This window comes from Hufsiella ginkgonis (assembly GCF_009834915.1).
Classification (GTDB): domain Bacteria; phylum Bacteroidota; class Bacteroidia; order Sphingobacteriales; family Sphingobacteriaceae; genus Hufsiella; species Hufsiella ginkgonis.
Genome location: NZ_WVHS01000002.1, coordinates 130,275 through 156,863 on the forward strand (window position 1 = coordinate 130,275; position 26,589 = coordinate 156,863).

Genomic DNA, 26,589 nt, shown 5'->3' on the forward strand with positions numbered 1-26,589 from the left:
AATTACCCGGATTAACAATTTATTAATATGTGCTTAACCTTATGATGCAGCGGGGCATCTTACTTTAGCGGTATAATTTGAAGAACACTATGAGTAATGCCAGGCAAAAGATCCTAATTGTTGATGACGAACCAGATATCCTAGAGCTTATTGAGTACAATCTTAAGAAAGAGGGATATCATGTTTTCACGGCACGTAACGGACAGGAAGCCGTTGCAGAAGCCAAGCGTTCACATCCTGAGCTGATCATCCTCGACATTATGATGCCTAAAATGGATGGCATCGAGGCCTGCCGGATCATGCGCGGAATGCCTGAGTTTAAAAATACCTTCATGGTATTCCTCACCGCCAGGAGCGAAGAGTACTCGGAGATTGCGGGCTTTAACGTTGGGGCCGACGACTATATCGCTAAGCCTATTAAACCGCGTGCGCTGGTAAGTCGTATTAACGCCATACTGAGGAGAAACAGCCAGGCGGAAGAGATTACCGATAATAAGCTGGAGATCTCAGACCTGGTGATCGACCGCGAACGTTTCCTGGTTTACCGTGCCGGTGAAAAGATCGTACTGGCTAAAAAGGAATTTGAACTGCTCTACCTGCTGGCCTCCAAACCGGGCAAAGTGTACACACGTGAGGTGATCCTGAAGAATATATGGGAAGATTCCGTAGTGGTAACCAATCGCACCATCGATGTGCACATCCGCAAGCTTCGTGAGAAGCTGGGCGACACCTACGTAAGCACCGTAAAAGGGGTAGGTTATAAGTTCGAAGCATAAAAAATCCCGGTAGCAAAACTACCGGGATCTTTTTTTAGCACGAAAAGCTTAATAAGCTTCGTTTACTTCAGACTTTACATTTCCTGCATAAGTATTTGCCTGGCTTGCATATTTATCGGCCTTGCCGGCAAGTTGCGCGATTGTATCGGCGGCTTTGGATTTAAGGTCTTTTAACGAATCCCCGGCGTTTTTCAGGGAGTCTACCCATTTATCAGCAGTTTCTTTGCCTTTGTCTGTCGTAAAAAAATACCATGCTGCTGCACCCACTGCCAGCCCTGCCAGCACCGCGGTTGCTACTTTTGTTTTACCGTCCATATCTGCTATTATATTTTATTAAAGTTCAATTAATTACTTATTAAAGGTCCGGATAGCAGTAATTGTTTCAGAAAAAAAGAAATAATGGCATTCGTAACAATTGTGAAATTATCCTGTTATTGGAAAACTCGTCTCCCATTTAATTGTACTGTGATGAAATTTATAAATGGAGAAGAAGAACTACGCCTTTGTCGACCGGATCCGCGGGATATCAATGTTTTTTATCGTTTTTGAACACAGCAGTTGGTGCGGGGAATTGCCCCAGGCCAGTCAGTCTGTGCTAACCGTATATTCCCTGCTTATCCAGTTCAGTAAATTTGGCACGATCTGTTTTTTCCTGCTGGCGGGGTTTCTAATCGGGGATAAGATGTTCACTTATACACCGGCGCAATATTTTAAAAGACGCGTGTCGACCGTAGCCAAGCCCTGGTTCATATGGACACTCATTTTCCTTTTCGTGCTCCTGCTTGATGAAATTCCCCGTTACTTCAGGTTTCATTCCGATCGCATGACCGCGCATTTTACCGAAACCATGGCCGGCCACCTGAAGCTGATCTACTTCTTTTCAAGCTATTGGTTCATCCTTAATTTTATTATTTGTATCGGGATCCTGCTATTGTTTAAAAAACACCTCTATAACATCAGGCTTGGGCTGTTCCTGTTCCTGCTCACCGTGTTTTACTGTGTAAATGTGTATTATGAATGGGTTCCGCCGCAGCACAGCGTAGCGTTATTTGGTTTCGTTTTTTTCCTGTGGCTGGGCGCGCAGCTCTTTAATCATTGGGAGAAAGCGGAGGCCCGGGCCAGAAGCATCGCGATCCCGGTTTACCTCGCCGCTATAGCGCTTTCGCTTACAGGCTGTCTCTTCGAGATCAATCATCTCAGGGACATGGCGAGTACCGACCCCTATAATTCGCTTAGGGTGACCAGCATCCTTTTTTCTATGGTGATGTTTTTCTTCCTGGTAAGGCTTAGGAGCATCAGCTTTATCGACAAGCTGAAACCGCGTGAAACGACCTTTGGTATCTACCTGATCCATTTTATCCTGGTTTATAGCGGCCTCCCGCTGATCTTCAGACCGCTAAAGGTAAACCCGGAAAATTTAACACTTTTACCATTAATTGGTTATCAATTGATTAGATTTGCAATCGTTTATTTTACTACCTTATGGCTGGTAAAAATTATTAACGATTCTCGGTATAAATGGCTGATTGGAAGGTAGCGTTAAACGTCGTAATTTTCTTCTTTCTTTTCCCCTTGTCACTGGTTGCCCAGCAGCCTAACTGCAGCCAGGCTTCCCAGTTCTATACGAAAGACAGCATTTCGATCGTCACCTTTGGCGCCAGTACAGTGGCAGGTGTCGGTGGTGCAGGTTTCCAGGGATACCTCCAGAAACAAATAGCGTATTGTTACACCGGCAAGACTATCCAGATCGATAACTTTGCCGTCCCCGGCGAAACTACGGTCCAGGGGCTTTCCCGCATCGATGCGGCCATCGCAGGTCATTCTGGTTTCTTTTTTATCCTCATGGGGGCCAACGATGCACTTCGGATCACCGACGGGAAAATGAAGCTGGCCGAAACCGAATCGAGCATGCGCAAGATCATCCAAAAATGCCTTGCTTCAAATCTTACCGTAGTGCTCGGTACCATACAGAACTTTAACGATACCAAATCTGAATATTATAAGCGGGCGAATGCCAACGTGATCAGGATCAATGGCATCTACCGCAGACTGGCCGCAGAATATAAGCTCGATATCGCGGATATCAACAATACCTTGCGGCGGGATTTCAGGTTATACCACGACGATATACATCCCAATAACCGCGGTTATATGGTGATCAGCTATGTGTGGTTTGATGCGCTGAACAATGCCATCGAGAAACATTTTCTCGAGATGTACATCAGCCAGAACTTTCCCAACCCGGCGATAGGTTCCGCCTCGTTCCTGTACACGGTACCTGCGGCAGGGGAGGTTACGCTCACGATCTACGACCTGAACGGGCGACCGGTGAAATACCTGCTGAAAGAATACTTAAGCTCGGGGGTTTACCAGCGGGAGTTTTTCTTTAACGAACTTTCTCCCGGCATCTATGTGTATAGCTACCAGACGGGTGGAAAAAGAATTGTCCGCAAGATGCTCGTTGGGAGGTAGCGTCTTACGGACAAGCCGGTGATCGTTTTTGCGGGTCGTTTTTACACTTCCAGGTCCTGCATGATCGTGTCGACCTTCGCATCCAGCTCCCGCTCGCTTTCGTAGAAAGCGCCGGCGTCATTCAATTCCTTTTTAACGCTGCAATAGAACTTGATCTTGGGTTCCGTACCCGATGGACGTGCTGAAATAATACAGCCGTCGGCGGTAAAGAACTGCAGTACGTCCGAGGGCGGGAAATCAAGCGTGGTGGATTTGCCGGTCAGCAGGTCGGTTTCCTTGCCGAGTGCATAATCTTTCAGGGTAACTACTTTCGATCCGCCGAGTGCGGCAGGCGGTGCCGAGCGGAAACGCTCCATCATCGCTTTGATCTCTTCTGCGCCAGTTTTACCTTTCTTGGTGATGGAAACGAGTTTCTCTTTATAGTGACCATACCGGGTGTACATGGTCAGCATGGCTTCGAACAGGCTGCTGCCCTTATCTTTATAATAAGCGGTCATCTCGGCGATGAACGCTGCCGAAACCACCGCATCTTTATCCCGTACCAGTTCGCCGATCAGGTAGCCGTAGCTTTCCTCACCGCCGCCGATAAAGGTGCTCTTGCCTTCGAACCGGGTCATTAGTTCGCCGATGTATTTAAAGCCGGTAAGCGTATTGTAGCAGGTTACATTTTTGGCGGCGGCGATGGCGTCGATCAGGTAAGTGGTAACGATCGTTTTTACGATGTACTCATTGCCGGTGAGCTTACCTTTTTCTTCCCACGAAGTGAGGAGATAGTTAATCAGCAGGCTGCCGGTCTGGTTACCGTTCAGCAGTACGAATTCGCCTTTATCGTTCTTAATAGCGATCCCTACGCGGTCGGCATCCGGGTCGGTAGCCAGCACCAGGTCGGCATCTGTTTCTTTCGCCCTGACAAGGGCAAGGGTCAGCGCTTCCTTTTCTTCGGGGTTTGGATACACCACTGTAGGAAAATTCCCGTCGGGAGTGGTCTGCTCGTCAACCAGGATCACGTTTTCGAAGCCGAACTGTTTCAACGCTTTGGGTACCAGCGTGATCCCGGTTCCGTGAATGGGCGAGTAAACGATCTTCAGGTCTTTCTGACGGCTGATGGCATCGGGCGACACAGAAAGCGCCGTGATCTTATCCAGGTACAGCCGGTCGATTTCTTCGCCGATCTCTTCGATGTTTTCGTCCTTGCGGGTAAATTTCACCTCTTCCACACGGGTGATCCGGGTCACTTCTTCCATTACGTGTTTGTCGTAAGGCGATACAAACTGGCCGCCATCGGTCCCGTAAGCCTTATACCCGTTATATTCTTTGGGATTATGCGAGGCGGTGAGCATTACCCCGCTCCGGCAGCCCAGGTGGCGAATGGCGAAAGAAAGCTCCGGCGTAGGCCTCAGCTCGCTGAAGAAGTAAACGTGAATATCGTTGGCCGAAAATACTTCCGCAGTGATGCGGGCAAAAAGATCCGAATTGTTGCGGCTGTCGTGCGCCACGGCTACCTTAATTTTTTCACCGGGGTAGGTGTTCTTCAGGAAATTGGCGAGCCCCTGCGTGGCTGCGCCGATAGTGTACTTATTGATACGGTTCGAGCCGGGTCCCATGATACCCCGAAGTCCTCCGGTACCGAACTCCAGGTCGCGGTAAAAAGAATCGGTCAGCTCCGTTGAAGCGCCGCTGTCAAGTAATTGCTGTATCTGTGCTTTGGTATCGGCGTCATAACCGCCATCAAGCCATTGGTTAATTTTCTGTAAAACGGAAGGTTCAAGTTCGGGTGATATAGCCATTTGCTGAATTTTTAAGGATCGCAAAATACAACAAAGAAACAGCAGTAAAGTTAATTCAAAACTAAAAAATTGAAAATCGCCCGCTAAGATCGCCTGCTTTTTACCTAATTTAGGCGGCTATTTAAACATCAAAAGTTTTACAAAAAACGTTAATGAAGATTCTAAAATTTGGCGGGACTTCAGTCGGAAGTCCTGAGCGGATGAAAAAGTTACTCGACATCATCCGTCCCGGGGAGCAACAGATCGTCGTATTATCTGCCGTAGCAGGTACAACCAATAGCCTGGTGGAGATTTCACAGGCGTATTTAAACGGGGATAAGCGAAAGGCGAAGGAACTGGCCAAATCACTTCACGATAAGTACCTGGTTTTTATCCGCGAGCTCTTCGCTACAGACCAGGGATATAACCACGGGAAAGACCTCGTAGACTACCATTTTAACCTGGTTACGTCTTTTGCCAACGAACTGTTCACGCCGATAGAGGAGAAGATCATTCTCGCGCAGGGCGAGTTGCTGTCGACCACCTTATATCATTTCTATCTTGCGGAGATCGGCGTACCGTCTGTTTTGCTGCCCGCGCTCGATTTTATGAAGATCGACGAGGATAACGAACCGGTAATACCTTATATCGGGCAGCACCTGCAGCCGTTGATTGACAAATATCCCGGTAAGATGCTGTTCATTACCCAGGGATATATCTGCCGCAATGCTTTTGGCGAGATCGACAACCTTCGCCGGGGCGGCAGCGATTATACGGCTTCGCTCATCGGCGCCGCCATTCTCGCGGAAGAGGTACAGATCTGGACCGACATCGACGGTATGCATAACAATGATCCCCGCATCGTGAAAGGCACAAAACCCATCGCCCGGCTGTCTTTTGACGAGGCGGCGGAGCTGGCCTATTTCGGGGCCAAGATCTTGCATCCGCAGAGCGTGTTCCCTGCTCATAAATATAAGATCCCCGTCAGGCTGCTCAACACCATGGAGCCCTCGGCCGCCGGTACGCTGATCACTGCGGAGAGCGATAAAGGCAGCATCAAGTCAATTGCCGCAAAAGACGGTATCACCGCCATTAAGGTCCAGTCGAGCCGGATGCTGCTTGCCTACGGGTTCCTGCGCCGCGTATTCGAGATCTTTGAGCGGTATAAAACACCGATCGATATGATCACCACTTCGGAAGTGGCGGTATCGGTAACCATCGATGATACCCGTAACCTCGACGAGATCGTTAAAGAACTGAATGACTTCGGGTCGGTGGAGATCGACTACGACCAGACCATCATCTGCGTAGTAGGCGATTTTGGCGCCGAGAAACACGGGTATGCCGCACGCGTACTTGAAGCGGTGAAACACATCCCGCTGAGGATGATCTCCTACGGAGGAAGTAATTATAATATCTCCCTGTTGGTAAGCAACGAAGAAAAAACGGAAGCGTTAAGGAGTTTGCACAACAGGATCTTTTAGGTTGGACGTTTGACGTTCCGCGTCGTACGGTTCCGGCATTGTGCCATATGGACGTATATAACAGAACATCAAACGTATAGCCCCTAACTACAGCATCACATGTTCAACCATCAGGATATTTCCCGTTTCGAATCCATCGAAACCCCGTTCTATTATTACGATCTTGACCTGCTTAGGCGGACGCTCGCAGCGTGCAAAATGGCGGCCGATCAGTACGGCTTTCATGTGCACTATGCCATGAAGGCGAACTTTAACCCACGCGTGCTCGACGCAGTCAGGAACTCGGGAATCGGGGCCGACTGCGTAAGCGGCAATGAAGTAAAGAAGGCTGCCGAAATTGGGTTCGACCCGGGTAATATCGTATTTGCCGGTGTAGGTAAGTCAGACAGGGAGATCAACGATGCGCTCGGTCTCGATATATTTTCCTTTAATGTAGAATCCATCCAGGAGCTGGGAGTCCTTAACGGGCTCGCCGCTGCAAGAAATAAGATTGCGCGGGTGGCCATTCGCATTAATCCCAACGTGGATGCGCATACCCACCACAACATCACAACGGGGCTGGAAGAAAATAAGTTCGGTATAAATACCTGGGAATTAGCTGAATGTGTAAAAGAACTTAAACAATCACCTAATCTCGAGTTTATCGGTATTCACTTTCATATAGGTTCGCAGGTAACGGACCTGGAAGTATTTAAAAGCCTTTGCCTTCGGGTAAACGACATCCGCAACTGGTTCGAAGATCACCAGCTGCACATACGTGTGCTTAATGTAGGTGGCGGCCTTGGCATCGATTATCACCACCCAGACGAAAAGGCCATCGTAGATTTTGAAGCTTATTTTAAGGTTTTCGACCAATTCCTGGAGCGCAGGCATGGCCAGGAGGTTCATTTCGAGCTCGGCAGAGCGCTGGTAGCGCAATGCGGGAACCTGGTAAGCCGGGTATTATACGTTAAAAACGGGCAGAAAAAGAATTTCCTCGTACTGGATGCCGGCATGACGGAGCTGATCAGGCCTATGCTATACCAGGCGTATCACCAGATGGAGAATTTATCGGTGCTTAAATTAGCCGGCAACGAGCGGAACACTACGCGGTACGACGTGGTGGGGCCGATCTGCGAGTCGACGGATTGTTTTGGTAAGGAAGTGGAGATGCCGGTAGCGAGACGCAACGACCTGATCGTTATCAGGAGCGCCGGGGCTTATGGCGAAGTAATGGCGTCGGGCTACAATCTTCGGGATAGAGTGACCTCCGTTTATAGCGAATCCTAAGCGGCAAGCTGTTTGTCGATCTTCTCCAGCAGGTAATAGATATCAAAAGGTTTGGCGATGAAATCGTCGGGAGCGCCGGGTTTGTTGAGCGATTCCTCGAGGTTATGGGAGGCAGAGATAAGGATCACCGGTATGTTGCGGGTTTTCCAGTATTCTTTGATGGATTTACAGATCACCCGGCCGTCCAGGTCCGCCAGCATCACGTCCAGCAGGATCAGGTCAGGGTGGATGTCTTCGATGATCTGGAAGATATCGCCGCCATCAGAAAGCGTTACCACATGGTAGCCCTCGAGCGCCAGTATTTCGTTCAGTACCTCCAGGATCATGAGGTTATCGTCTACAGCGAGTATCGTTTTAGATTTGTCTTCCATCACAGTTCTTCTTTCGCTTATGGTTAACCAATAGTTATGCCATATACTCTCAATAGGTGATTTCCGTAACGCAGGCTACTGGTTGTCTGTAAATCAATACAACGAGCTTTGTTAACAGGTCATAATTAATGATATTGCATCAGATATTTCTTATGCGCGTTTTTCGACCCCTGTATTGGCTCTTGTTAATGGCGGCATTTACCGTTACGGCATTTGTAATTCCGGAGAATCCATACGAAAAGCTAAAGCGGCAGCTTCTTGCTTACCAAAAGCAAAATCCCACTACCTGCCTGTTCTTGCATACCGACAAAAACCGGTATGCACCCAACGAAGACGTGTGGTTTAAGGCCTATATTTTATCCGGTAACGTGATCGATAACGAGGTGCTGTACGTTCGCCTTACCGACCAGCACCGCCGGATCATTCTCACGGAGCAGTTCCCGGTGTATGATATCCGCGCGCATGGGGATATTTTGCTGCCCGACACGCTGAAAGACGGTAATTACTACCTGTTTGCGTATACAGACCGGATGATCAACTTCAGCGAGGAAGACGTGTTTATGCAGCCCATCACCGTAACACGGAACAGTTACGGTCGCCTGGAAGCCGAGGCGTCAGTGATCGATACTACCAGGATGCAGCGCGGCGAAAAGATCGATATCCTCGTGAAAGTACGCCAGGGAGAAGAGCTCCAGCGGAAGGTGCGTGGCCAATATTATCTTATGAATGGTGATAAGGAGATTAAAAACGGGCGCATCACCACGAATGACCTCGGTGAAGCTACCATCTCGTTTGTTTACCCGCCGTTGCCCGACGATAAAAGCCTCCAGGTCAGGATCCGCTTCGACCGCGAAGGTGAACAGGCGAATCTCGACCTGAACCTGCGTCACGAATCCAACCCTGTGAAGTTACAGGCTTTCCCGGAAGGCGGCCATTTAATAGCGGGTGCCCATAATCGCCTGGTGGTAACCGCCATGGATATTAACCGGGTCCCGGTAAGCACTACCGTAAAGCTTATGAACAACGGACAGGAAATGGCTGCCGTAACAACGGATAAATACGGGCTCGGCAGCATCGACCTGGTGCCTGCGCTGAACGCGGTTTATAGTTTATCCGAAGATCCGCATAAGTTGATCACACCCGTTTCCATCCCGGTAGAACCCTCGGGCTATGCCCTGGTGATGCAGCAGGACGAAGACGCCACCGACGCTATGATCTATAACCGGGGGGCGCAGGCGGAGGCCTTGCTCGTGATACGCACGTATGACAGCCTGGCCTGGAAAATGCCCGTTACAATTCCTCCCGGGAAGGCCTTAAAGGTAAATATGCCGCTGGAGGATCTCCCGAAGGGGATGCTGAGCCTGGCCATTTTTGACGGCTCCGGGAGGGCAGTGGCCGAACGCCTGTTTATGAATAAACGGAACGAGGATGACTATCATGTGGTGATGAAGACCGATCAGCCCTCCTACGGCGTCCGTAAAAAAGTGACGGTATCATTAAACATTACCAACCGGGAGAAAGAGCCCGTGGCCGGTAACGTCTCTATTGCGGTGATCGAGCGCGGGCGGCTCGACCAGGCCGCTTACCGCACCATTCTCGATTACTACGATTCCCGGTTCCTCGATAAAGAAGTACCTTTCGGCGTATTGGCTGCCATGAGCGACAAAACCAGGGACGAATTACTCATCGCGAAAAGCTGGCAGCGAAACAGCTGGAACGACATCACCTCCTTCGTGCCGGGCGAACCGGCCACCCTGCTCAGGAATACCGGCGGCATTAACGGTTACCTCGAGCCGCTTACCCGCCGTAAAAAGAAGGAGAAACTGAAGGACCTGGTGATCTACTCAAAAGGGAGAATTGGTACCGTACCGGTAAACGGCGATTATACATTCTCTATTTCCGCCCAGAGCCTGCTTTCGTACCGGGGTAACGAGTTCACCATGGTCCAGGGTGAGGAATTTCTCTCTAAGTACAAGGTGCATTTCGACGATTACGACCTCGCCTATGACAAAAAGATCCTCGAAGGCGCTACGCTGCGGGTACCGCAGGCATTTAGCTCACTGGCCCGGAATAAGCTGCCGCCCGCACTCAGGTCGTCGCTTAGTAAAGGAATCCAGCTGGCCGAGATCCGGATCAATGCCGGTGCGGAATCGGGCGGACTAAAGATCTTCCGTTCCACTACCTGTAACGACTATGTTTGCGCGAATAACATCCTTAACTGCAGCAACCATATCAATGCCTATGGCAATTTTTTGCCAAGGGAGGGGGCCATCTACAGTTATAGAAGGAGTGCATTCGGTTCAGGTACCCCTACGGAACACGTGGTTTACCGGGGTTGCGGAAGGACCGGCAATACCTCGGTGATCAAGAACATCAGTATTCCCAAACAATTTTTCCTGCCGGATTATGAAAAACAGCCCTCTTACGAGCCCGAGCTCCGTACCACGATCTACTGGAACCCTAATTCGGGCACTACCCGGGCAGGAGTGAACGCTTTCAGTTTTTTTACGTCAGACATCAGGGGCGATTTTATCGTAGTAGCGCAGGGGCTCGACGTAAATACACTTGCACCGCTTTATGGCACGGCGGCCTTCACGGTAAAATAATACCCGCGTTTGAAAGATTGATTTATATTCCCATCTTTATTTTTCTCAATTAACCTGAATGAAAGTCTTCCTGGCCGTTTTGTTTACCGTACTTGGCCTGTCCCTGGTCCTGCTATTGAATATGAAGCTGGGGCAGGCGCCTCCGTTGGGCAAGTTCCTCGATCCCTTTCATGGTTTTTGGGCGAATGCCGAGAGCGCCTCACCCGGCGATAAGGAAACGGGGCTCGACGTGCCGGGCCTTACCGGGAAGGTCACCGTGGTGTTCGACGATAAGATGATCCCTCATATTTTCGCCGGTAATGATCACGACGTGTATTTCGCCCAGGGTTACATCACCGCTAAAGACCGGCTCTGGCAGATGGATTTCCAGACGAGATTTGCCTCGGGAAGATTATCTGAAGTGGTGGGCAATAAGGCCGTCGAGCTCGACCGGTTCCAGCGGCGCATGGGCATGACCTACGGCGCGGAGCAGATGATAAAAGAAGTAGCTAAATACCCCCGGTTAAAAGCGGTAATGGAGGCTTACCGCGATGGGATCAACGCCTACATCCATTCGCTTAAGCCGGGCGATTACCCCATCGAATTTAAGATCCTGGACTATAAACCGGAGGATTGGCAGGTGCTTAACACCGGGCTGCTGCTTAAGCTGATGTCGGCTACCCTGGCAGGCGGCTCAAACGAGTTTTATATGAGCAATATCCTGGCTAAGTTCGGGCCGGATATTACCCGCGACCTTTTCCCGGATTATCCCGGGCTCGAAGATCCCATCATTCCCAAAGGGACGCCCTGGAACTTCAAACCGGTCAGCATTCCGCAGGTTCCCAAAAGTTACTCGGCCATCGCCACGGCAGGCATCCGTACCAAAGAGCTGGAAGAGGGCATAGGCAGCAATAATTGGGCGATATCAGGAAAAAAGTCGGCGAGCGGTTACCCCATCCTGGCCAACGATCCGCATCTCGACCTCACACTTCCCGCTATCTGGTACCAGCTGCAGCTCTCGGCGCCGGGGTTAAATGTATACGGCGTGTCTATTCCCGGTTCGCCATGCGTGGTGATCGGCTACAATAAAGACGTAGCCTGGGGAGTAACCAACGTGGGCTCTGACGTGCTGGACTGGTATCAAGTGAATTTCCGCGATACTAAAAAGGACGCCTACTTTTACGATAACGCCTGGAAACCCACGCGGCGGCGTATCGAACACATCGCGATTCGCGGCGGAAAACAACTGGACGATACGGTGATCTATACGCACCAGGGCCCGGTGGTTTACCTCGATAACCAGAAGCCGGCGTTCGCGAAGGCGGCGAATATTCCTTCAGGACATGCGTTACGCTGGATCGCCCACGAGCCTTCTGCGGATATCTGGGCATTTTACCTGCTTAACCGCGCTAAAAATTACGACGATTACCGAAAAGCGATCACCTGGTTCGCAGCTCCTGCGCAGAACTTCGCCTTCGCGAGCGCAACCAACGACATAGCCATCACGCCGAACGGCCGTTTCCCGTTAAAATGGCGGGAGCAGGGTAAGTTCCTGATGGACGGCAGTAAACCGGAAAACGATTGGCAGGGGTGGATCCCGACCGAACAGAACCCAACGGTAAAAAATCCGCCCCGGGGATTTATCAGCTCCGCCAACCAGTCGCCGGCAGATCAATCGTATCCTTATTACCTGAGCTGGGAATTTCATTCTTACGACAGGGCACGACGCATCAATTCCCGTTTAGCGGTGATGGAACATGCTACCGTAGACAGTATCCGTGCCCTGCAAAACGACACCTACAGCATTCTGGCAGAAAATATTCTCCCCGTACTACTCAAATCGCTGGAACCCGGCAGGCTGTCAGGAGAAGCCAAAGCGGCCTACTCCATCATGGCGGGCTGGAATAAACAATATGATGCCGGCGAGAAAGGCGCATCGATATTTGAGCTCTGGCATAATACCCTGGCCAGGATGACCTGGGATGAGTTTCTCGACGCGGAGCACCCCATGCGTTTTCCTCCCCGCGAAAGGCTGGTGAGGATGCTGCGTGATGAGCCGCTATCTCCCTGGTTCGACGATAAAAACACGCCGGCGAAAGAAACCAGCCGGAAGATCATTCGTAAATCCTTCGCGTTTACGATCGACAGCCTGGCACGTAAGCTCGGGCCTATCGGCGACAAGTGGGAGTGGGGACGGGTAAAAGGCAGCCATGTACCGCATCTCGCGGCCATTCCGGGATTTGGCTCCGCCACGCTGTTTGCCGGCGGCGGGAAGAACATTGTTAATGCGCTTTCTGAAAGTAACGGTCCTTCATGGCGGATGATCGTAGCCCTGGGAAAACCCAATAAAGGGTACGGCGTTTTCCCGGGCGGCGAATCGGGTAACCCGGGGAGCTTTTACTACGATAACATGATCGAGACCTGGGCGGGAGGCAAACTGAACGAGCTGCTGTTCCTGCAGTCGCCCACCGAAACCAATAAACGCATCATTAAACGCATCCTGCTAACTAACCATTAACCGCCCACGCTCATGTTATTTATCCTGATTGCCGTTTTTAGCCTCCTGCTGCAGTTTTTTTTACCGTGGTGGATCATTGCGCCGGTTTCGGCCGTCCTGGCTGCCCTGGTTGGCGGAACTGCGCGTAATGCTTTTTTTTCGTCGTTCATGGCAATTTTTGTAATGTGGATCGGAGTAAGCCTCTCAAAAAGTATCCCGAACCAACACTTGCTTTCCGGCAAAGTAGCAGTAATGCTTGGGTTGCCGCAGTCGCCGTCCAGCTGGATCATCGTGCTGCTGGCCACAGGGATAATCGGCGGCCTTACCGCTTCCGTTTCCGCCCTGGCGGGATATTACTGGCGGGCCGCGCTGAAGAAGAAATAAGCTTTCTTTATCTTTGCCGCGTGAGTATCAATCCGCAACGCATTTTCGACATCAGTAACGAACAGGATTTCGAGACCGTAGCGCTGGAAGTGTTCCGATACCAGGCATCCTGCGTACCGGTTTACCGCGATTTTATCAGCTACCTGGGCGTCGACCCCGCCGGCGTAACGCACACCTCGCAGGTTCCGTTTATGCCGGTTGAGTTCTTTAAATCGCATCCCGTAACGGTCGCTGGCTATCAGCCGGAAATTACTTTTACCAGTTCCGGAACCACGGGAATGGTGCAAAGCAGGCACCTGGTGACCGACGTTTCACTGTATGTGCAAAGTTTCAGGAAAGCGTTCGGGTTGTTCTACGGAGATATTGCTGAATATGCATTCCTGGCGCTGCTACCGGCTTACCAGGAACGGGAAGGTTCCTCGCTGATCTATATGGTCGACGATCTCATCGCGCGCAGCGGACATCCTTTCAGCGGGTACGTGCTCAGCGACCCTGCTTCACTGGCGGAAAAGCTGGAATTATTACGGCAACAACGGGTTCCTGTTATCCTTATCGGCGTAACGTATGCACTGCTCGATTTCGTAGAAGCTTACCGGCTTGATTTTCCAGGGCTCATCGTGATGGAAACCGGCGGCATGAAAGGCCGCAGGAAAGAAATGGTGCGCGAGGAACTACACCAGCGGCTTTGCCGGGGATTTGGGGTGCCGGCTATCCATTCGGAATACGGGATGACGGAATTGCTTTCACAAGGGTATTCGGCGGGAGGAGGCCTGTTCCGGTGCCCGCCATGGATGAAGATACTCCTGCGGGATATTAACGATCCCCTTACATTGCTGGAAAACGGTAAAACCGGCGGAATCAACGTGATCGACCTGGCCAACGTTCACTCGTGCGCGTTCATTGCTACGCAAGACCTGGGGAGAATGCACCCGGATACCGGTTTCGAAGTGCTGGGCAGGTTCGATAACAGCGATATCCGGGGTTGTAACTTGCTGGTACAGTAAGCGTTTTGGCACTCATCGGTACGATAACTTTATTATTCGAAATATTCTTTCATCCGCTCAAAAAAGCTCTTTTCATTTTTACCCGGTTGCGGTTTAAAGTTCGGAGAAGCCTGCAATTTTTCGAGCAGGGTGCGTTCTTCAGCCGATAGCGCTTTAGGTGTCCAGATGTTAACGTAGATCAGCTGGTCGCCGCGGTGATACGAGTTCACTTCCGGAACGCCTTTGCCTTTTAACCTCAGGATCTTTCCGCCCTGTGTACCTGGTTCGATCTTGATCTTTGCTTTGCCGTCTATGGTTGGCACTTCAACGGAAGCGCCCACGGCAGCCTCGATAAAGCTGATGTGAAGATCGTACACTACGTTATTTCCTTCGCGCTTAAGGGTTTCGTGCGGGATCTCTTCAATAAGGATGATGAGGTCTCCCGGAACGCCTCCGCGCGGCGCCGCGTTGCCTTTGCCGCTCATCGAAAGCTGCATTCCTTCGCTAACACCTGCCGGGATATTGATCGAGATCGTTTCTTCGCCACGTACCACGCCGTCGCCATGGCAATTATTACATTTATTGGTGATGGTGGTACCTTCACCGTTACAGGTAGGGCAGGTACTGGTGGTTTGCATCTGTCCCAGGATGGTATTGGTTACCCGGCGTACAGAACCATTTCCGCCGCAGGTGCTGCAGGTATGGAACGAAGATTTATCTTTTGCGCCGGTGCCATCGCATACCTTACAAATCACCTGTTTATTTACCTTGATCTTTTTCTCTGCACCTTTGGCAACTTCGTCGAGGCTGAGCCGCACTTTAATCCGGAGATTGCTTCCGCGTGCTACACGCCGGCCGCCGCGGGATTGACCGCCGCCGCCGCCAAAGAAGCTTTCGAAAGGGCTTCCGCCGCCGAACACATCGCCAAACTGGCTGAAGATATCTTCCATGTTCATGCCTCCGCTGCCGTAACCCCCGGCGCTTCCGGCATTGGCCGCGTGGCCATACTGATCGTAACGCTGTTTCTTCTCCGGACTGCTCAGCACTTCATAGGCTTCCGCAGCCTCTTTGAACTTCTCCTCCGCCGCTTTGTCACCCTGGTTTTTGTCGGGGTGGTACTTGATGGCCAGCTTGCGGTATGCCTTTTTTATTTCATCGGCGGTGGAATTCCGGGTAACGCCCAGTACGTCGTAATAATCTCTTTTTGCCATAATTATGCGCCAACTAATACTTTAGCAAAGCGGATCACTTTGTCGTTCAGGTAATAACCTTTCTCCACTTCGTCTATTACTTTGCCCTTCAGGTCGTCGGTAGGGGCAGGAATATTGGTGATCGCCTCGTGCAGGTCGGGATCGAAAGTTTCGCCTTTGGAAACCATTTCTTTCAGCCCTTTTTGCTGCAACACGTTTTTCAGTTTGTTATTTACCAGGTTAACGCCCTCCACCACGGGTGTAATATCGGTCGCGTTTTCCATGGCACGCAGGGCGCGCTCAAAATCATCGACTACCGGAAGCATGGATACGATCACTTCTTTACCTGCGGTTTGAAGTAATTCAACGCGCTCCTTGGTGGTGCGGCGTTTAAAGTTATCGAATTCTGCATACAGGCGCAGGTAGCGGTCGTTGGCGTCTGCGGCGTCTGCCTTCGCTTTTTCAAGTTCAGCAGTGAGTTTGCTAAGCTCGTCCTGGTTTACGGTTTCGGCGGCCGGTTCGGTGCCTTCGATGGGTGCTTGTTCTTCCTGGTTCTTTTTTTTCTTCAACATACCTGGTAATAATTGTCAACGATGCCGCTCAAATTCATTGCCATGATTAAAAATACGTCAGGCTGACAGGCATGCGAAGGCAAAATGGTTCTTTTGGCCGGATTTAAACTAAATTTCTCTGAAGTGCTGACAGCGTCAGATGGTGGCATCTTCGTGCACCACGCCGTTTTCGCACTTGATAATGCGTGAAGGGAAGGTGCGAATGATGTGATAATCGTGGGTTGCCATAAGCACCGCGGTGCCCGACTGGCTAATCTGGCGCAGCAGCATCACGATCTCTTCCGAAGTGTCGGGGTCGAGGTTTCCGGTAGGTTCGTCGGCAAGGATGATCTCCGGGTCGTTTAACAGGGCACGTGCAATTACGATACGCTGCTGCTCGCCGCCCGAGAGCTCGTGCGGCATTTTACGGATCTTTGACCGTAAGCCTACTTTATCCAGTACGTCGCGGATACGCTCGGCGATCAGGGCCTTGTCCTTCCATCCGGTGGCCTGCATCACAAATTGCAGGTTCTGTTCTACGGTGCGGTCTGTTAGCAGCTGGAAATCCTGGAACACGATCCCCAGTTTGCGGCGCAGGAAAGGGACTTGCGTATCGCTGAGCTTTTTGAGGTCGAAATCTGCGGCCCTTCCTTCGCCGCTGGCGATATGAAGATCTCCGTAGATCACCTTAAGCAAGCTGCTTTTTCCCGACCCGGTGCTGCCGATCAGGAACACAAATTCGCCTTTGTCTATATGAAGTACTACGTTTGAAAGCACCAGGTGCTTTTGCTGGTAAATATCTACGTTCTCTAGTTTTATAACGGTATTGGTACCACTCATAATCAGATTTCGAGTTTGAGGATCTGCCCGAAGGGAAGATCTTTAATTTTATCCATAATCCATTCCGTTTTATCGCCAAGCCCTATTTTCTCGAGCGATTTGTCGGGACGGTCCACCCTGAAGTAAGCCAGCAACGTAAATTTTTCATCCCGTAACTGAACGTAATCGGGAATTTTCGCAGCACCTTTTACCTTAATGATGTACATGTTCAAAGGTAGCAATTAATGAATAATGAACATATTGATCGCTCATTATAATTACCCGTCGTTCATCACCGGCAGGAGCTGGCGGAGGAATTCGATGATGTTGCGGCCATCCGCATAGTCCCAAAGCCTGGGCTGCTGGCTTTCGCCGAACGTAACCGTTTGAACAGGTAACGATAGCGGGAGGCTGGTTACGATCACCTGCAGCTCCCCGGCTATGCCGCCCAGCTTTTGCACCAGGCCGTCCGCGTGGTCGTATTCTTCATAATGGATCACCGCCAGCGGAGAATTGAGTGCGGGCGACTCCCTCACCAGGAGAAACCCGTTATCGAAATGCTTGTCGCCGTTTACCAGCATGATCGACTTGTTATATTCGTAGTTGTTATGGTATTTGTGATGATCGCCGATGGTGTTAAATGGTTCTACGGGCAGGAAAAAAGCGGCCAGGTCATAACCCGCCGGCACATAGATCTTGGAAACGTTGCGGCAGCCAAGCCCGAAATAATCAAATACGTCATGTCCGAGCGCGAAGAGCTGCGCTGGGCTCTCTGTACCGTCGAGCACAGCCACGCTGGTACGGTTTTTCCGGATGATGTTCGGTACTTTACTGAAGTAATAATCGAAATAGCGGGAGGTATTGCCGCTGCCGGTAGCGATCACTGCGTCGAAGTCAACCAGCCGATCGATAAACACGAAAGATCCCGAAAATGCAGGCTCGATCCCTACCAGCTTTTCGAGCAGGAAGGGCAGGAGGCGTTTATCATTCGAAGACAGCTTGATGAGCGCTTTATACCCGAAGGCAAGTACAGACAACACATCGTGAAAACCCACGAGTGGGATATTGCCCGCAAGTATCAGCCCCACTTTCTTGGGAGCTGGCAGATCCGACCCTTCACCGGGAGGGAAGTCCCGTAAGAACCATTCTTCCAGCTGCTCTTTTTCCAGCATCGAGGCGATGGCGCGCAACGCCCTGCCCGTTTCTTCGGGGGTAAACCAGGCGTTGTCATATTGCGCAGAAAGTACGAATGCCTGGAGCCGTTCGTCGTCGCTCCGCATAAATTCGCCCCAACGGGCAAAGGCTTCAATTCGTTGGCTGTATGTCAAAATTGGGGTCATTTAACTTAAATTGCGCGAAAATTATTATATTTGCGTCGTTTTTACAGGAGAATAGTGTTCCTTAAGAATGCGTACAAAACTACTATTTAGAGACAGATAACAGACAGCGATGGCGATAAAAATAACGGACGAATGTATTAATTGCGGCGCATGTGAGCCGGAATGCCCGAATAATGCCATATATGACGCAGGAGCGGCCTGGAGATTTTCTGACGGCACCGCCCTGCGCGGGGTGATCGATTTCGGTGACGGCACCACCCTGGATGCCAGCGAAGCTCAAGCGGCCATTTCAGATGAAGTTTACTATATCGTACCCGATAAATGTACCGAATGCGTAGGCTTCCACGATGAGCCGCAATGCGCTGCCGTATGCCCGGTAGATTGTTGCGTAGACGACGAGGATATCCGTGAATCTAAGGAAGAGCTGCTGGCGAAAAAAGCATGGCTGCATGTAGAGTAGGAGGTTAGACGTTTAACGTTACACGTTCCTGCACAGCGCCGGGTATAGAACAAAAAAGCGATTTGAACACTCAAATCGCTTTTTTTTTGCACCCGGACGTCCAGCTTCGGGCGTATAAACGCTACTTCGGATTCGGTACCACCAATACCGCACATTTCGCTTTGCGGCATACGCCCTCGGCTACGCTGCCGGTAATAAAGTGGTCGAGGCCTGTTCTGCCGTGCGTGCCCAGGATGATCAGGTCGGCACGCCACTCTTCCGCGGTGGCTAGTATTTCGTCGGTGGGATTTCCAACTTTGTTAAACGTAAATATGGTGGTTTCGCTGCTGAAATGGTCGCTGATGCGGTCGAGCAGTTTTTTGCCCGCCTGCTCCTGGATCTCCATCATATCGGGAATGAGTAACTGGGGCTCGGCAATGAGCGGATCGCCCACATAACTGGTGGCTATAGCTACGTCGCTTACATGGACCAGTGCCACTTCCGACTTCATTTTACCGGCCAGCATTACGCCATAAGCACTGGCTTTGTCAGAATAAGGACTGTCTTCTACGGCGATCAATATCCTGTTTATTTGAAGGTTCGTTTCCATTTGTACAGAACCCGGTGCGGCCGGAAAGTGTTTTAAATTCTTTTTTGTTTATTTGCCTGGGATGGAACATTCATTCGGGATATGCAATTTATCGGTTGTGCCTATGCGGGCGGAACCTTCGGACAGGAGCGAGCTTACTAACCAGCTTTTATTTGGCGACCGGCTTAGGGTCGTAAACAAGGAAAATAACTGGACCCTGGTACAAAGCGTGTACGATAATTACATGGGCTGGATCGATTTTAAGCAGTATGCGCCGGTAACCCTCGAGGAGTTTATAAACTGGGAAGACCATAGTTTCGTGACAGGGATCCATGGCAGTTTCCCGCTTGACAAAACTTCAGCAGGGCAAAAACTTGCGCTGGTTCCGGGATCGAGCATCCCGGTTTCCCCGGGCGCCGCCTTTTCGATAAACAACGATCAATACCTGGCTCCCGCCGGCCTGTTGGTCCCGGGACAAGCCAATTTTAAGAGTGAAATAGCACAAACAGCCCGTTTTTACCTCAATGCACCTTATCTCTGGGGTGGCCGAAGCCCGTATGGGATCGATTGCTCCGGTTTTTGCCAGGTGGTATTTAAGCTTTTCGGGATTCCGCTTAAACGCGATGCCGCACAGCAGGCCCTGCAGGGCGAAACCGTGCATTTCCTGCCGGAGGCCACGGCGGGCGATCTTGCGTTCTTTGACAACGAGGACGGCAAGATCATTCATGTAGGGATCCTGCTCGACCAATCGACCCTTATCCACGCCTCAGGGAGGGTGAAGATAGACGCAATAGATGACCAGGGCATCTACAGCGATGAACTGCGTCGATATACGCATAAATTAAGGATCATCAGGCGGTTTGTTTCATAAGACATGGAAGTAAACTGGGTGACGGGCGCACAATCCCGCGCCGCAAAAAGGCGAGTAAGGCTTTACCGTGATGTTTGTATGATAGTAAAAGCTACGAGGTAATGATAGCGGAATGATCGCCGGTTGAGGATCATTCCTCCGGGTCGATCTCCCAGGTCATTACCAGTTTATCATCCCCAACAGACACGAGGTATCCCCGGGCGGGGTCCCAGGCTATTTTGTTGATCGACAAGCGGTGGATATCGTACCCTTTTTCCCGGCTGATGGTTCTCCGCAGTTTAAAATCCTCCGCGCTCCAAAGCTTGATAGACTTGTCGCGGCTTGCCGTGGCAAAAAACGGGAGCGTGGGGTGGAACTTGATATCGTAAATGGTAAACAAATGAGCGGGGATGGACTCGTGCAGGTTCATACCTGCTACGTTCCATATTTTCAGCTGCGCATCACGGCTTCCCGAGAGCAGGTAGCGCTCATCGGGTGAAAACTGCAGCGAGGTGACCGGAAGCGTATGACCCGGTAACCGGCATACCAACGTATAATCCAGCAAGTTATATACCGATATCATACTGTCCTTACAGCCGAAAGCCACCAGGTTCGTGGTTGGCGCTACCGCAATCACCCGCACCGTGTCCGCCGCCACCGGGAACCGGTAAACAAGCTTAAAGTCAGAGAGGCTCCATACCGATACCGTACCATCTTCGGAAGCGGCCAGCAGTTCATCCTTTTCGGGAGCCGATTTAAGATCGAACACCGGGAGCTGGTGATGCTGAAGCCTTGCGATGATCTTCTGCTCCAGGAAATCGAAAATACCGATCTCGCCGCTTCGCTCGCCAACGGCCATCAACGGTTTCCCGGGCACACAATGCAGCGCATAAACAGAGGTCCTTACCGGGAACATTACCTTAATGAACTCCATTCGTGCCAGGCTCCATTCTACCACGCCTTTGTCGTTACCAGCCGTGAAAATGATGCCTGCCTTCTGCGACGGCTCGATCGTAAAAATCGGGTTCTGGTGGCCGGGAAGTTCTGAGATCTTGGTAACTAACATGCTTGAAAAAGTTAAACGTTATGCGTTTCGGTGTTTAGCTGCGCAGGTGAAGAACGAGCGATAGGAACATCAAACGTATAACGTCTTTTATCGGTGTCTCGCCTCCAGGTTTCCCGCGATTGTTTTCAGATCGAGATTTTTCTCCCTGAGCAGCACCATTAAATGGAATACCAGGTCTGACGCCTCGTTAATGAGGTCGTGTTCCGTTTCCGCCAATGCGGCAATTACGGTTTCAACGCCTTCTTCGCCCACTTTCTGGGCGATCTTATTCAGCCCCTTGTGGCGCAATTTATTGATGTATGAGCCTTCCACCGGGTTTTCATACCTGTCGGCGATAATGTTTTCCAGTTGGAACAGGAAGTTCTGGTTATAATCCGTATTAAAGCAGCTACGCGACCCGGTATGGCAGGTTGGACCAACCGGGTTTACCTGGATCAGCAGCGTATCATTGTCGCAGTCGTGACGGATACTTTTAACGAACAGGAAGTTCCCGCTCTCTTCGCCTTTGGTCCACAGCCGGTTTTTTGTGCGCGAAAAAAAAGTAACCTTCCGGTTGGATGTAGTTATGGCAAGCGCCTCTTCATTCATGTAACCGAGCATCAGTACCTCCAGGGTTTGTTCGTCCTGGATGATCACCGGCACGAGGCCGCCCGATTTGGAAAAGTCTATTTCCATCAGATCCTTACATTTATGTGGTTGTTCTTAAGTAGTTGTTTCAGCTCCGGGATCAGGATCTCACCGTAGTGAAAAACAGAAGCCGCCAGCGCCGCATCGGCATCCGATTGCTGGAATACATCGATAAAATGCTGTGTATTCCCGGCTCCGCCGGAAGCGATCAAAGGTATGGAAATGTGATCGTTTATTTGTTTCAGCAGCACATTGTCGAAACCTGACTTGGTGCCGTCGTGGTCCATGGAAGTAAGAAGGATCTCGCCCGCACCGCGTTCTTCGGCTTCTTTTATCCAGGCCGCCGTTTCTAAATGAGTAGCTACGCGACCGCCGTTCAGGTGAACGAGATTACGTTCGCCTGCCGCTTTAGTGTCGACCGCTACCACCACGAACTGCTTGCCAAATGCGTCCGCCAGCTGGTTGATCAGTTCCGGGTTGCGTACGGCCGCAGAATTAATGGAGATCTTATCGGCGCCCGCGTTCAGCAGGATGTCGGCATCAGCCAGCTCGTTGATGCCGCCGCCGATGGTAAAGGGGATATTCACCTGGCGGGCGACGGCTTTCACCAGCTCCACCATGGTTTTACGGCGCTCGTGGGTAGCGGTGATGTCCAGGAACACTAATTCGTCGGCCCCCTGCCGCGAATATTGCCAGGCAAGCTCAACCGGATCGCCGGCATCGCGCAGATCGACGAAATTCACGCCCTTCACTGTTCGGCCGTCCTTGACGTCGAGACAGGGAATGATACGTTTGCAAACCATGGGATTTAGAGAGAGATCAGCGCTTTGAGGTTCCAGTCTTTGATATCCTCGATAGATATCCTGCCTTCGTAGATCGCCTTGCCAACCACGCAGGATTCCACTTTGATATCCTGCAACCCTTCAATATCGTCCATCGAGCTGATGCCGCCTGAGGCGATAAGCTTAATAAAGGGGGAGTGGTCGAGCAGCTTGCGGTAAAGGCCGATTCCTGCGCCGCCAAGCTTCCCGTCTTTATTGATATCGGTACATAGAAAGCGGAAGAAACCCAGGCGAAGGCAACGATCAACGTAATCCATCAGCTTGATCGGCGAGCTTTCCATCCAGCCGGAGTATTTGATCACCTCGTCGAGCACGTCGATGGCTACCACGATATGGTCGGAATACCGGTAGCTGCCTGAAACCGCTACGCTCAGTTCGTCGAGGAACTCGGGGTTGGTAATGGCTTGTGTACCCACGATCACGCGGTGAACACCTGAATCGATCAGTTCTTTCACTTTCGCGATACTGCGCACTCCGCCGCCGTATTGTACTTTCATATCCGTTTTGCGGATAATGTCGAACAGGTATTTCTGGTTGCTGAAATCGCCTTTAGCGCCGTTCAGGTCGATGATGTGAACGAACTCCGTTCCGTTCGACTGGTATTTCTCCACCATCTCTTCGAGCGTAACATCATAGAAGGTCGCATCGTCGTAGCTGCCTTCACGCAGCCTGACTACTTTTCCGTCAAGAATATCAATTGCAGGAATAATGTACATCGTCTATGTCGCTAAAAGTGAAAAATTCTTTAATATGTGTTCGCCGGCTTCGCCAGACTTCTCAGGATGGAACTGTACCCCGTAAAAGAACCCTTTTTGAATCGCCGCTGAGAACCTGATCTCATAGCCCGCCGAAGCTAAGGTAAATTCCGGATTAAACTCTATAAAATATGAATGTACAAAATAAAAATACGTTCCGTCATCAATTCCATCGAATAAAGACGTCCTTTTTTCGATCGTGATATTGTTCCAGCCGGTATGCGGCACCTTAAGCTTTATTTTGCCCGAAAAATGAAGCGTGTTGATGGGAACGATGCCGGTTAACTGCGAGTTTCCTTCCTCGGAAAAGGAAGTCAGCAATTGCATTCCCACGCAAATACCAAGTACCGGCTTAGTTAAATTCCGGATCACCGGTACCAAACCCGTTTCGTTCAGCTTGTGCATGGCAGCGCCCGCGTGCCCCACCCCGGGAATGATATACCGGTCGTATCCGTCAATATCCTCCGGAGAATGGATCATGCCATAGGGGATTTTTAACCGTTCCAGCGCCGCTGTGAGCGAGAAAATGTTGCCGGCACCGTAGTTGATTATTCCGATCATGGAGTTGTGGGTTTTCAGTTTTCAGTTTTCAGTGATCAGTTGTCAGTTTTCAGTGATCAGTTTTTAGTTTTCAGGGATCAGTTCGGCGGGCGTAACACGGGACTGACGACTGACAACTGATCACTGACAACTCATAACCGACCGCTCCCTATAATACGCCCTTCGTACTGGGGAGCGCCATATTATTTACGTTCCGTTTTACGGCGATCTTCATCGCCTTTGCGAAGGCTTTAAAGATCGCTTCTATTTTATGATGCTCATTCTGGCCTTCCGCTTTGATGTTCAGGTTTGAGCGTGAGGCGTCGGAAAACGACTTAAAGAAATGGTAAAACATCTCCGTAGGCATTTCGCCGATCTTTTCGCGCTTAAACTCCGCTTCCCAAACGATCCAGTTGCGTCCGCCGAAATCAAGCGCTACCTGCGCCAGGCAATCGTCCATAGGAAGGCAAAAACCGTACCTTTCTATTCCGCGTTTATCGCTGAGCGCCAGTGCGAAAGCTTCGCCGAGCGCGATCCCGGTGTCTTCGATGGTATGATGTTCGTCGATGTGGAGGTCGCCCTGCGTTTTAATGCTGAGGTCGATACCGCCATGCCGGGCGATCTGGTCGAGCATGTGATCGAAGAAATGGATGCCGGTGGAGATATCGGCTTCACCCGTTCCGTCGAGGTTCAGGTCGATGCTGATCTTTGTTTCCCTGGTGTTCCGTGTATGCGACACGGTACGGTGACCGACCTTTAAAAATTCGTAGATCTTTTTCCAGTCGGTACTTTCCAGGGCCACCGTATCTTTAATGCTCTCCAGCTGTTCCCGGCTGAATTCCCTGCCGCCCAGGTGTGATTGGTTGTTTAACCAGATCGCCTTTGCGCCGAGGTTCTTCGCCAGGATCACATCGTTCAGCCTGTCGCCAATTACGAACGAGCCCGCCAGGTCATACGATGCCGTGTCGAAAAACTTTGTTAACATTCCCGTTCCCGGTTTTCGGGTAGGGGCCTGTTCATGTGGAAAAGTTTTGTCGATAAAAACCTCCGTAAATTTTGCGCCTTCGTTTTCGAACGTCTGCAGGATAAAGTTGTGCACAGGCCAGAAATTCTCGTCGGGATTGGCAGGCGTGCCCAAGCCGTCCTGGTTGGTCACCATCACGAGCTCGTAGTCCAGCTCGGTAGCGATCCTGGCAAGGTACAGAATGGAGCCCGGGTAAAAGATCAGCTTATCAAACGAATCGACCTGTTCATCGGCCGGTTCTTTAACCAGTGTACCGTCGCGGTCTACGAACAGCACCTTGCGTATAGGGTTGATTTCCGGTGTATTATCCATTGTTAAATGTTGCTAGTGCCTTAATTAATTGTTCGTTTTCTGCGGGCGTACCAATGGTGATGCGGAGGCTGCCTTCGCAGAGCGCTATTTTAGAGCGGTCGCGGACAATGATCCCGCTCTTTACCAGGTGTTGATAGATCTCTTTCGCATCGGTCGTTTTTACGAGAATGAAGTTCGCATCTGATGGATATACTTTCAGCACGAAAGGAAATGCGGTTAACTCTCTCGCTACTTTTTCGCGCGCTGTTACCGCCTCCCTGATCCAGTGATTCACCTGTTCAATGTTGTCGAGCGCCTTCGACGCCAACCGCTGCGATGCGTCATTCATGTTATAAGGCGGCTTCACTTTGTTGAAAACTTCGATAATTTCTTCACTTGCGAAAGCCATTCCAACGCGCAGCCCTGCCAGTCCCCATGCTTTCGAAAGCGTTTGAATAACTACCAGGTTGGCGTATTCCGTGAGTTCCCGGATGAAAGTTTTCTGACGTGAATAATTGATATAGGCTTCGTCGATCACCACGATGCCGTCAAAATTGGCTATGACCGTTTCAATATCTTCCCGGTTGATCGAATTGCCGGTGGGGTTATTCGGCGAGCAGATAAAGATCAGCCTGGTATTGGGATCTATCGCTTCGGCGATCCCTTCCAGGTCAAGCTGGTAATCTTCGGTTAGCTTTACCCGTTTCAGGCGGACGTCGTTGATATTTGCCGATACCTCGTACATTCCATAAGTCGGCGGCACGATGATCACGTTATCGGTGCCCGGGCGGCAAAAGGCGCGGAACAGGATATCGATCGCCTCGTCGCTACCATTTCCAACGAAAATATTCCGGGGAGGAACACCTTTTATTTTGCTCAGCTTCTCTTTTACGAGGGCTTGCAAAGGGTCCGGGTAGCGGTTATAGGGCTCCGGAAGAGGAGAGCCATAGCTGTTTTCATTCGCATCTAGGTAAACGGATGCTTCGCCCTTAAATTCGTCCCGGGCAGAGGAGTAGGGAACAAGGTTTTTTATATTTTCCCGTAGGAGGTTGTTGAGATCGAAGCTCATCGTTTAAATA

27 protein-coding genes are annotated in these 26,589 nt (G+C 50.8%); 11 read left to right on the plus strand and 16 right to left on the minus strand.

Annotation, left to right across the window (positions count from 1 at the left end):
• Window positions 1-89 precede the first annotated feature (89 nt).
• The gene (locus GS398_RS07365; RefSeq protein WP_160907066.1) at window positions 90-776 is read left to right on the plus strand and encodes a response regulator transcription factor; all 687 of its coding nucleotides are present in this window, start codon (window positions 90-92) and stop codon (window positions 774-776) included.
• Between the two features lie 48 nt (window positions 777-824).
• On the opposite strand, the gene GS398_RS07370 is transcribed toward GS398_RS07365, so the two are convergent.
• Window positions 825-1,091, minus strand: a complete 267-nt coding sequence (locus GS398_RS07370; RefSeq protein ID WP_160906131.1) for a YtxH domain-containing protein — start codon at window positions 1,089-1,091, stop codon at window positions 825-827.
• Between the two features lie 166 nt (window positions 1,092-1,257).
• Here GS398_RS07370 and GS398_RS07375 point away from each other — a divergent pair, with 166 nt between their 5' ends.
• Window positions 1,258-2,313: an acyltransferase family protein gene (locus GS398_RS07375; RefSeq protein ID WP_160906132.1), complete on the plus strand. Its 1,056-nt coding sequence runs from the start codon at window positions 1,258-1,260 to the stop codon at window positions 2,311-2,313.
• Entirely contained in the window at window positions 2,295-3,248 is a 954-nt protein-coding gene (locus GS398_RS07380; protein WP_160906133.1) for an SGNH/GDSL hydrolase family protein, read from the plus strand. The genes GS398_RS07375 and GS398_RS07380 overlap by 19 nt, the downstream gene beginning before the upstream one ends.
• A 41-nt stretch (window positions 3,249-3,289) precedes the next feature.
• Here GS398_RS07380 and GS398_RS07385 read toward each other — a convergent pair whose 3' ends face one another.
• Window positions 3,290-5,035, minus strand: coding sequence for a phospho-sugar mutase (locus GS398_RS07385; protein ID WP_160906134.1), 1,746 nt, complete (start codon window positions 5,033-5,035; stop codon window positions 3,290-3,292).
• 152 nt (window positions 5,036-5,187) lie between these two features.
• Between GS398_RS07385 and GS398_RS07390 the strand changes: the two genes are divergently transcribed.
• Entirely contained in the window at window positions 5,188-6,498 is a 1,311-nt protein-coding gene (locus GS398_RS07390) for an aspartate kinase (RefSeq protein ID WP_160906135.1), read from the plus strand.
• 99 nt (window positions 6,499-6,597) lie between these two features.
• A complete protein-coding gene (gene lysA, locus GS398_RS07395) occupies window positions 6,598-7,767 on the plus strand; it encodes a diaminopimelate decarboxylase (protein ID WP_160906136.1) in 1,170 nt (389 codons plus the stop codon).
• Here lysA and GS398_RS07400 read toward each other — a convergent pair.
• Window positions 7,764-8,138 (minus strand): response regulator, encoded by a 375-nt coding sequence (locus GS398_RS07400; protein WP_160906137.1) that lies wholly within the window; start codon window positions 8,136-8,138, stop codon window positions 7,764-7,766. The two genes, lysA and GS398_RS07400, sit on opposite strands and share 4 nt — an antisense overlap.
• A 152-nt stretch (window positions 8,139-8,290) precedes the next feature.
• Between GS398_RS07400 and GS398_RS07405 the strand changes: the two genes are divergently transcribed.
• The 4 genes from GS398_RS07405 to GS398_RS07420 are packed head-to-tail and all read left to right on the plus strand — an operon-like array spanning window position 8,291 to window position 14,608.
• Window positions 8,291-10,744: a hypothetical protein gene (locus tag GS398_RS07405; RefSeq protein WP_160906138.1), complete on the plus strand. Its 2,454-nt coding sequence runs from the start codon at window positions 8,291-8,293 to the stop codon at window positions 10,742-10,744.
• 58 nt (window positions 10,745-10,802) lie between these two features.
• On the plus strand, window positions 10,803-13,241 hold the full coding sequence (locus GS398_RS07410; protein WP_160906139.1) for a penicillin acylase family protein: 2,439 nt from the start codon (window positions 10,803-10,805) through the stop codon (window positions 13,239-13,241).
• A gap of 12 nt (window positions 13,242-13,253) precedes the next feature.
• Window positions 13,254-13,604 (plus strand): hypothetical protein, encoded by a 351-nt coding sequence (locus GS398_RS07415; RefSeq protein WP_160906140.1) that lies wholly within the window; start codon window positions 13,254-13,256, stop codon window positions 13,602-13,604.
• 20 nt (window positions 13,605-13,624) lie between these two features.
• Window positions 13,625-14,608: a long-chain-fatty-acid--protein ligase gene (locus tag GS398_RS07420; protein ID WP_369410240.1), complete on the plus strand. Its 984-nt coding sequence runs from the start codon at window positions 13,625-13,627 to the stop codon at window positions 14,606-14,608.
• Between the two features lie 32 nt (window positions 14,609-14,640).
• Here the strand turns inward: GS398_RS07420 and dnaJ are convergent, their stop codons facing one another.
• The 5 genes from dnaJ to GS398_RS07445 all read right to left on the minus strand — a co-directional run bounded on the left by dnaJ (window position 14,641) and on the right by GS398_RS07445 (window position 18,487).
• Window positions 14,641-15,798 (minus strand): molecular chaperone DnaJ, encoded by a 1,158-nt coding sequence (gene dnaJ, locus GS398_RS07425; protein ID WP_160906141.1) that lies wholly within the window; start codon window positions 15,796-15,798, stop codon window positions 14,641-14,643.
• Window positions 15,799-15,800: 2 nt separating this feature from the next.
• On the minus strand, window positions 15,801-16,349 hold the full coding sequence (locus GS398_RS07430; protein WP_160906142.1) for a nucleotide exchange factor GrpE: 549 nt from the start codon (window positions 16,347-16,349) through the stop codon (window positions 15,801-15,803).
• A gap of 135 nt (window positions 16,350-16,484) precedes the next feature.
• Complete coding sequence (locus GS398_RS07435) at window positions 16,485-17,168, minus strand: cell division ATP-binding protein FtsE (protein WP_160906143.1); 684 nt, start codon at window positions 17,166-17,168, stop codon at window positions 16,485-16,487.
• A 2-nt stretch (window positions 17,169-17,170) separates the two neighbouring features.
• Window positions 17,171-17,374, minus strand: a complete 204-nt coding sequence (locus GS398_RS07440; protein ID WP_160906144.1) for a fructose-6-phosphate aldolase — start codon at window positions 17,372-17,374, stop codon at window positions 17,171-17,173.
• Between the two features lie 51 nt (window positions 17,375-17,425).
• A complete protein-coding gene (locus tag GS398_RS07445; RefSeq protein WP_202405989.1) occupies window positions 17,426-18,487 on the minus strand; it encodes an aldehyde dehydrogenase family protein in 1,062 nt (353 codons plus the stop codon).
• A 109-nt stretch (window positions 18,488-18,596) separates the two neighbouring features.
• Between GS398_RS07445 and GS398_RS07450 the strand changes: the two genes are divergently transcribed.
• A complete protein-coding gene (locus GS398_RS07450; RefSeq protein WP_160906145.1) occupies window positions 18,597-18,947 on the plus strand; it encodes a 4Fe-4S dicluster domain-containing protein in 351 nt (116 codons plus the stop codon).
• A 121-nt stretch (window positions 18,948-19,068) separates the two neighbouring features.
• Here the strand turns inward: GS398_RS07450 and GS398_RS07455 are convergent, their stop codons facing one another.
• On the minus strand, window positions 19,069-19,536 hold the full coding sequence (locus GS398_RS07455) for a universal stress protein (RefSeq protein ID WP_160906146.1): 468 nt from the start codon (window positions 19,534-19,536) through the stop codon (window positions 19,069-19,071).
• Between the two features lie 61 nt (window positions 19,537-19,597).
• Between GS398_RS07455 and GS398_RS07460 the strand changes: the two genes are divergently transcribed.
• Window positions 19,598-20,386 carry a C40 family peptidase gene (locus GS398_RS07460; protein WP_160906147.1) on the plus strand — a complete coding sequence of 263 codons (789 nt, stop codon included), beginning with the start codon at window positions 19,598-19,600 and terminating at the stop codon, window positions 20,384-20,386.
• Between the two features lie 130 nt (window positions 20,387-20,516).
• Here GS398_RS07460 and GS398_RS07465 read toward each other — a convergent pair whose 3' ends face one another.
• The 7 genes from GS398_RS07465 to hisC form a co-directional block, all read right to left on the minus strand.
• The gene (locus tag GS398_RS07465; protein ID WP_160906148.1) at window positions 20,517-21,431 is read right to left on the minus strand and encodes a WD40 repeat domain-containing protein; all 915 of its coding nucleotides are present in this window, start codon (window positions 21,429-21,431) and stop codon (window positions 20,517-20,519) included.
• 87 nt (window positions 21,432-21,518) lie between these two features.
• Window positions 21,519-22,106 carry a bifunctional phosphoribosyl-AMP cyclohydrolase/phosphoribosyl-ATP diphosphatase HisIE gene (gene hisIE / locus GS398_RS07470; protein WP_160906149.1) on the minus strand — a complete coding sequence of 196 codons (588 nt, stop codon included), beginning with the start codon at window positions 22,104-22,106 and terminating at the stop codon, window positions 21,519-21,521.
• Entirely contained in the window at window positions 22,106-22,861 is a 756-nt protein-coding gene (hisF, locus tag GS398_RS07475; protein ID WP_160906150.1) for an imidazole glycerol phosphate synthase subunit HisF, read from the minus strand. Before hisF ends, hisIE begins: the two co-directional genes overlap by 1 nt.
• A gap of 5 nt (window positions 22,862-22,866) precedes the next feature.
• Entirely contained in the window at window positions 22,867-23,616 is a 750-nt protein-coding gene (locus GS398_RS07480; protein ID WP_160906151.1) for a 1-(5-phosphoribosyl)-5-[(5-phosphoribosylamino)methylideneamino]imidazole-4-carboxamide isomerase, read from the minus strand.
• A gap of 3 nt (window positions 23,617-23,619) precedes the next feature.
• Window positions 23,620-24,216 (minus strand): imidazole glycerol phosphate synthase subunit HisH, encoded by a 597-nt coding sequence (hisH, locus tag GS398_RS07485; protein ID WP_160906152.1) that lies wholly within the window; start codon window positions 24,214-24,216, stop codon window positions 23,620-23,622.
• Window positions 24,217-24,364: 148 nt separating this feature from the next.
• Window positions 24,365-25,531 carry a bifunctional histidinol-phosphatase/imidazoleglycerol-phosphate dehydratase HisB gene (hisB, locus tag GS398_RS07490; RefSeq protein WP_160906153.1) on the minus strand — a complete coding sequence of 389 codons (1,167 nt, stop codon included), beginning with the start codon at window positions 25,529-25,531 and terminating at the stop codon, window positions 24,365-24,367.
• Window positions 25,524-26,579 carry a histidinol-phosphate transaminase gene (gene hisC / locus GS398_RS07495; RefSeq protein WP_160906154.1) on the minus strand — a complete coding sequence of 352 codons (1,056 nt, stop codon included), beginning with the start codon at window positions 26,577-26,579 and terminating at the stop codon, window positions 25,524-25,526. Before hisC ends, hisB begins: the two co-directional genes overlap by 8 nt.
• Between the last annotated feature and the right edge of the window lie 10 nt (window positions 26,580-26,589).

Coding starts and splice junctions, on each gene's coding strand:
- GS398_RS07435 (WP_160906143.1), bottom strand. CDS start 17,168: ATGAGTGGTACCAATACCGTTATAAAACTAGAGAACGTAGATATTTAC.
- GS398_RS07445 (WP_202405989.1), bottom strand. CDS start 18,487: ATGACCCCAATTTTGACATACAGCCAACGAATTGAAGCCTTTGCCCGT.
- GS398_RS07465 (WP_160906148.1), bottom strand. CDS start 21,431: ATGTTAGTTACCAAGATCTCAGAACTTCCCGGCCACCAGAACCCGATT.
- GS398_RS07375 (WP_160906132.1), top strand. CDS start 1,258: ATGGAGAAGAAGAACTACGCCTTTGTCGACCGGATCCGCGGGATATCA.
- GS398_RS07440 (WP_160906144.1), bottom strand. CDS start 17,374: ATGTACATCATTAAGGTAAAAGGTGCTGCGAAAATTCCCGATTACGTT.
- GS398_RS07450 (WP_160906145.1), top strand. CDS start 18,597: ATGGCGATAAAAATAACGGACGAATGTATTAATTGCGGCGCATGTGAG.
- GS398_RS07460 (WP_160906147.1), top strand. CDS start 19,598: ATGGAACATTCATTCGGGATATGCAATTTATCGGTTGTGCCTATGCGG.
- hisB (WP_160906153.1), bottom strand. CDS start 25,531: ATGGATAATACACCGGAAATCAACCCTATACGCAAGGTGCTGTTCGTA.
- GS398_RS07390 (WP_160906135.1), top strand. CDS start 5,188: ATGAAGATTCTAAAATTTGGCGGGACTTCAGTCGGAAGTCCTGAGCGG.
- hisC (WP_160906154.1), bottom strand. CDS start 26,579: ATGAGCTTCGATCTCAACAACCTCCTACGGGAAAATATAAAAAACCTT.
- GS398_RS07380 (WP_160906133.1), top strand. CDS start 2,295: ATGGCTGATTGGAAGGTAGCGTTAAACGTCGTAATTTTCTTCTTTCTT.
- GS398_RS07430 (WP_160906142.1), bottom strand. CDS start 16,349: ATGTTGAAGAAAAAAAAGAACCAGGAAGAACAAGCACCCATCGAAGGC.
- hisIE (WP_160906149.1), bottom strand. CDS start 22,106: ATGGAAATAGACTTTTCCAAATCGGGCGGCCTCGTGCCGGTGATCATC.
- lysA (WP_160906136.1), top strand. CDS start 6,598: ATGTTCAACCATCAGGATATTTCCCGTTTCGAATCCATCGAAACCCCG.
- hisF (WP_160906150.1), bottom strand. CDS start 22,861: ATGGTTTGCAAACGTATCATTCCCTGTCTCGACGTCAAGGACGGCCGA.
- GS398_RS07370 (WP_160906131.1), bottom strand. CDS start 1,091: ATGGACGGTAAAACAAAAGTAGCAACCGCGGTGCTGGCAGGGCTGGCA.
- GS398_RS07415 (WP_160906140.1), top strand. CDS start 13,254: ATGTTATTTATCCTGATTGCCGTTTTTAGCCTCCTGCTGCAGTTTTTT.
- GS398_RS07410 (WP_160906139.1), top strand. CDS start 10,803: ATGAAAGTCTTCCTGGCCGTTTTGTTTACCGTACTTGGCCTGTCCCTG.
- hisH (WP_160906152.1), bottom strand. CDS start 24,216: ATGATCGGAATAATCAACTACGGTGCCGGCAACATTTTCTCGCTCACA.
- GS398_RS07405 (WP_160906138.1), top strand. CDS start 8,291: ATGCGCGTTTTTCGACCCCTGTATTGGCTCTTGTTAATGGCGGCATTT.
- GS398_RS07480 (WP_160906151.1), bottom strand. CDS start 23,616: ATGTACATTATTCCTGCAATTGATATTCTTGACGGAAAAGTAGTCAGG.
- GS398_RS07400 (WP_160906137.1), bottom strand. CDS start 8,138: ATGGAAGACAAATCTAAAACGATACTCGCTGTAGACGATAACCTCATG.
- GS398_RS07385 (WP_160906134.1), bottom strand. CDS start 5,035: ATGGCTATATCACCCGAACTTGAACCTTCCGTTTTACAGAAAATTAAC.
- GS398_RS07455 (WP_160906146.1), bottom strand. CDS start 19,536: ATGGAAACGAACCTTCAAATAAACAGGATATTGATCGCCGTAGAAGAC.
- dnaJ (WP_160906141.1), bottom strand. CDS start 15,798: ATGGCAAAAAGAGATTATTACGACGTACTGGGCGTTACCCGGAATTCC.
- GS398_RS07365 (WP_160907066.1), top strand. CDS start 90: ATGAGTAATGCCAGGCAAAAGATCCTAATTGTTGATGACGAACCAGAT.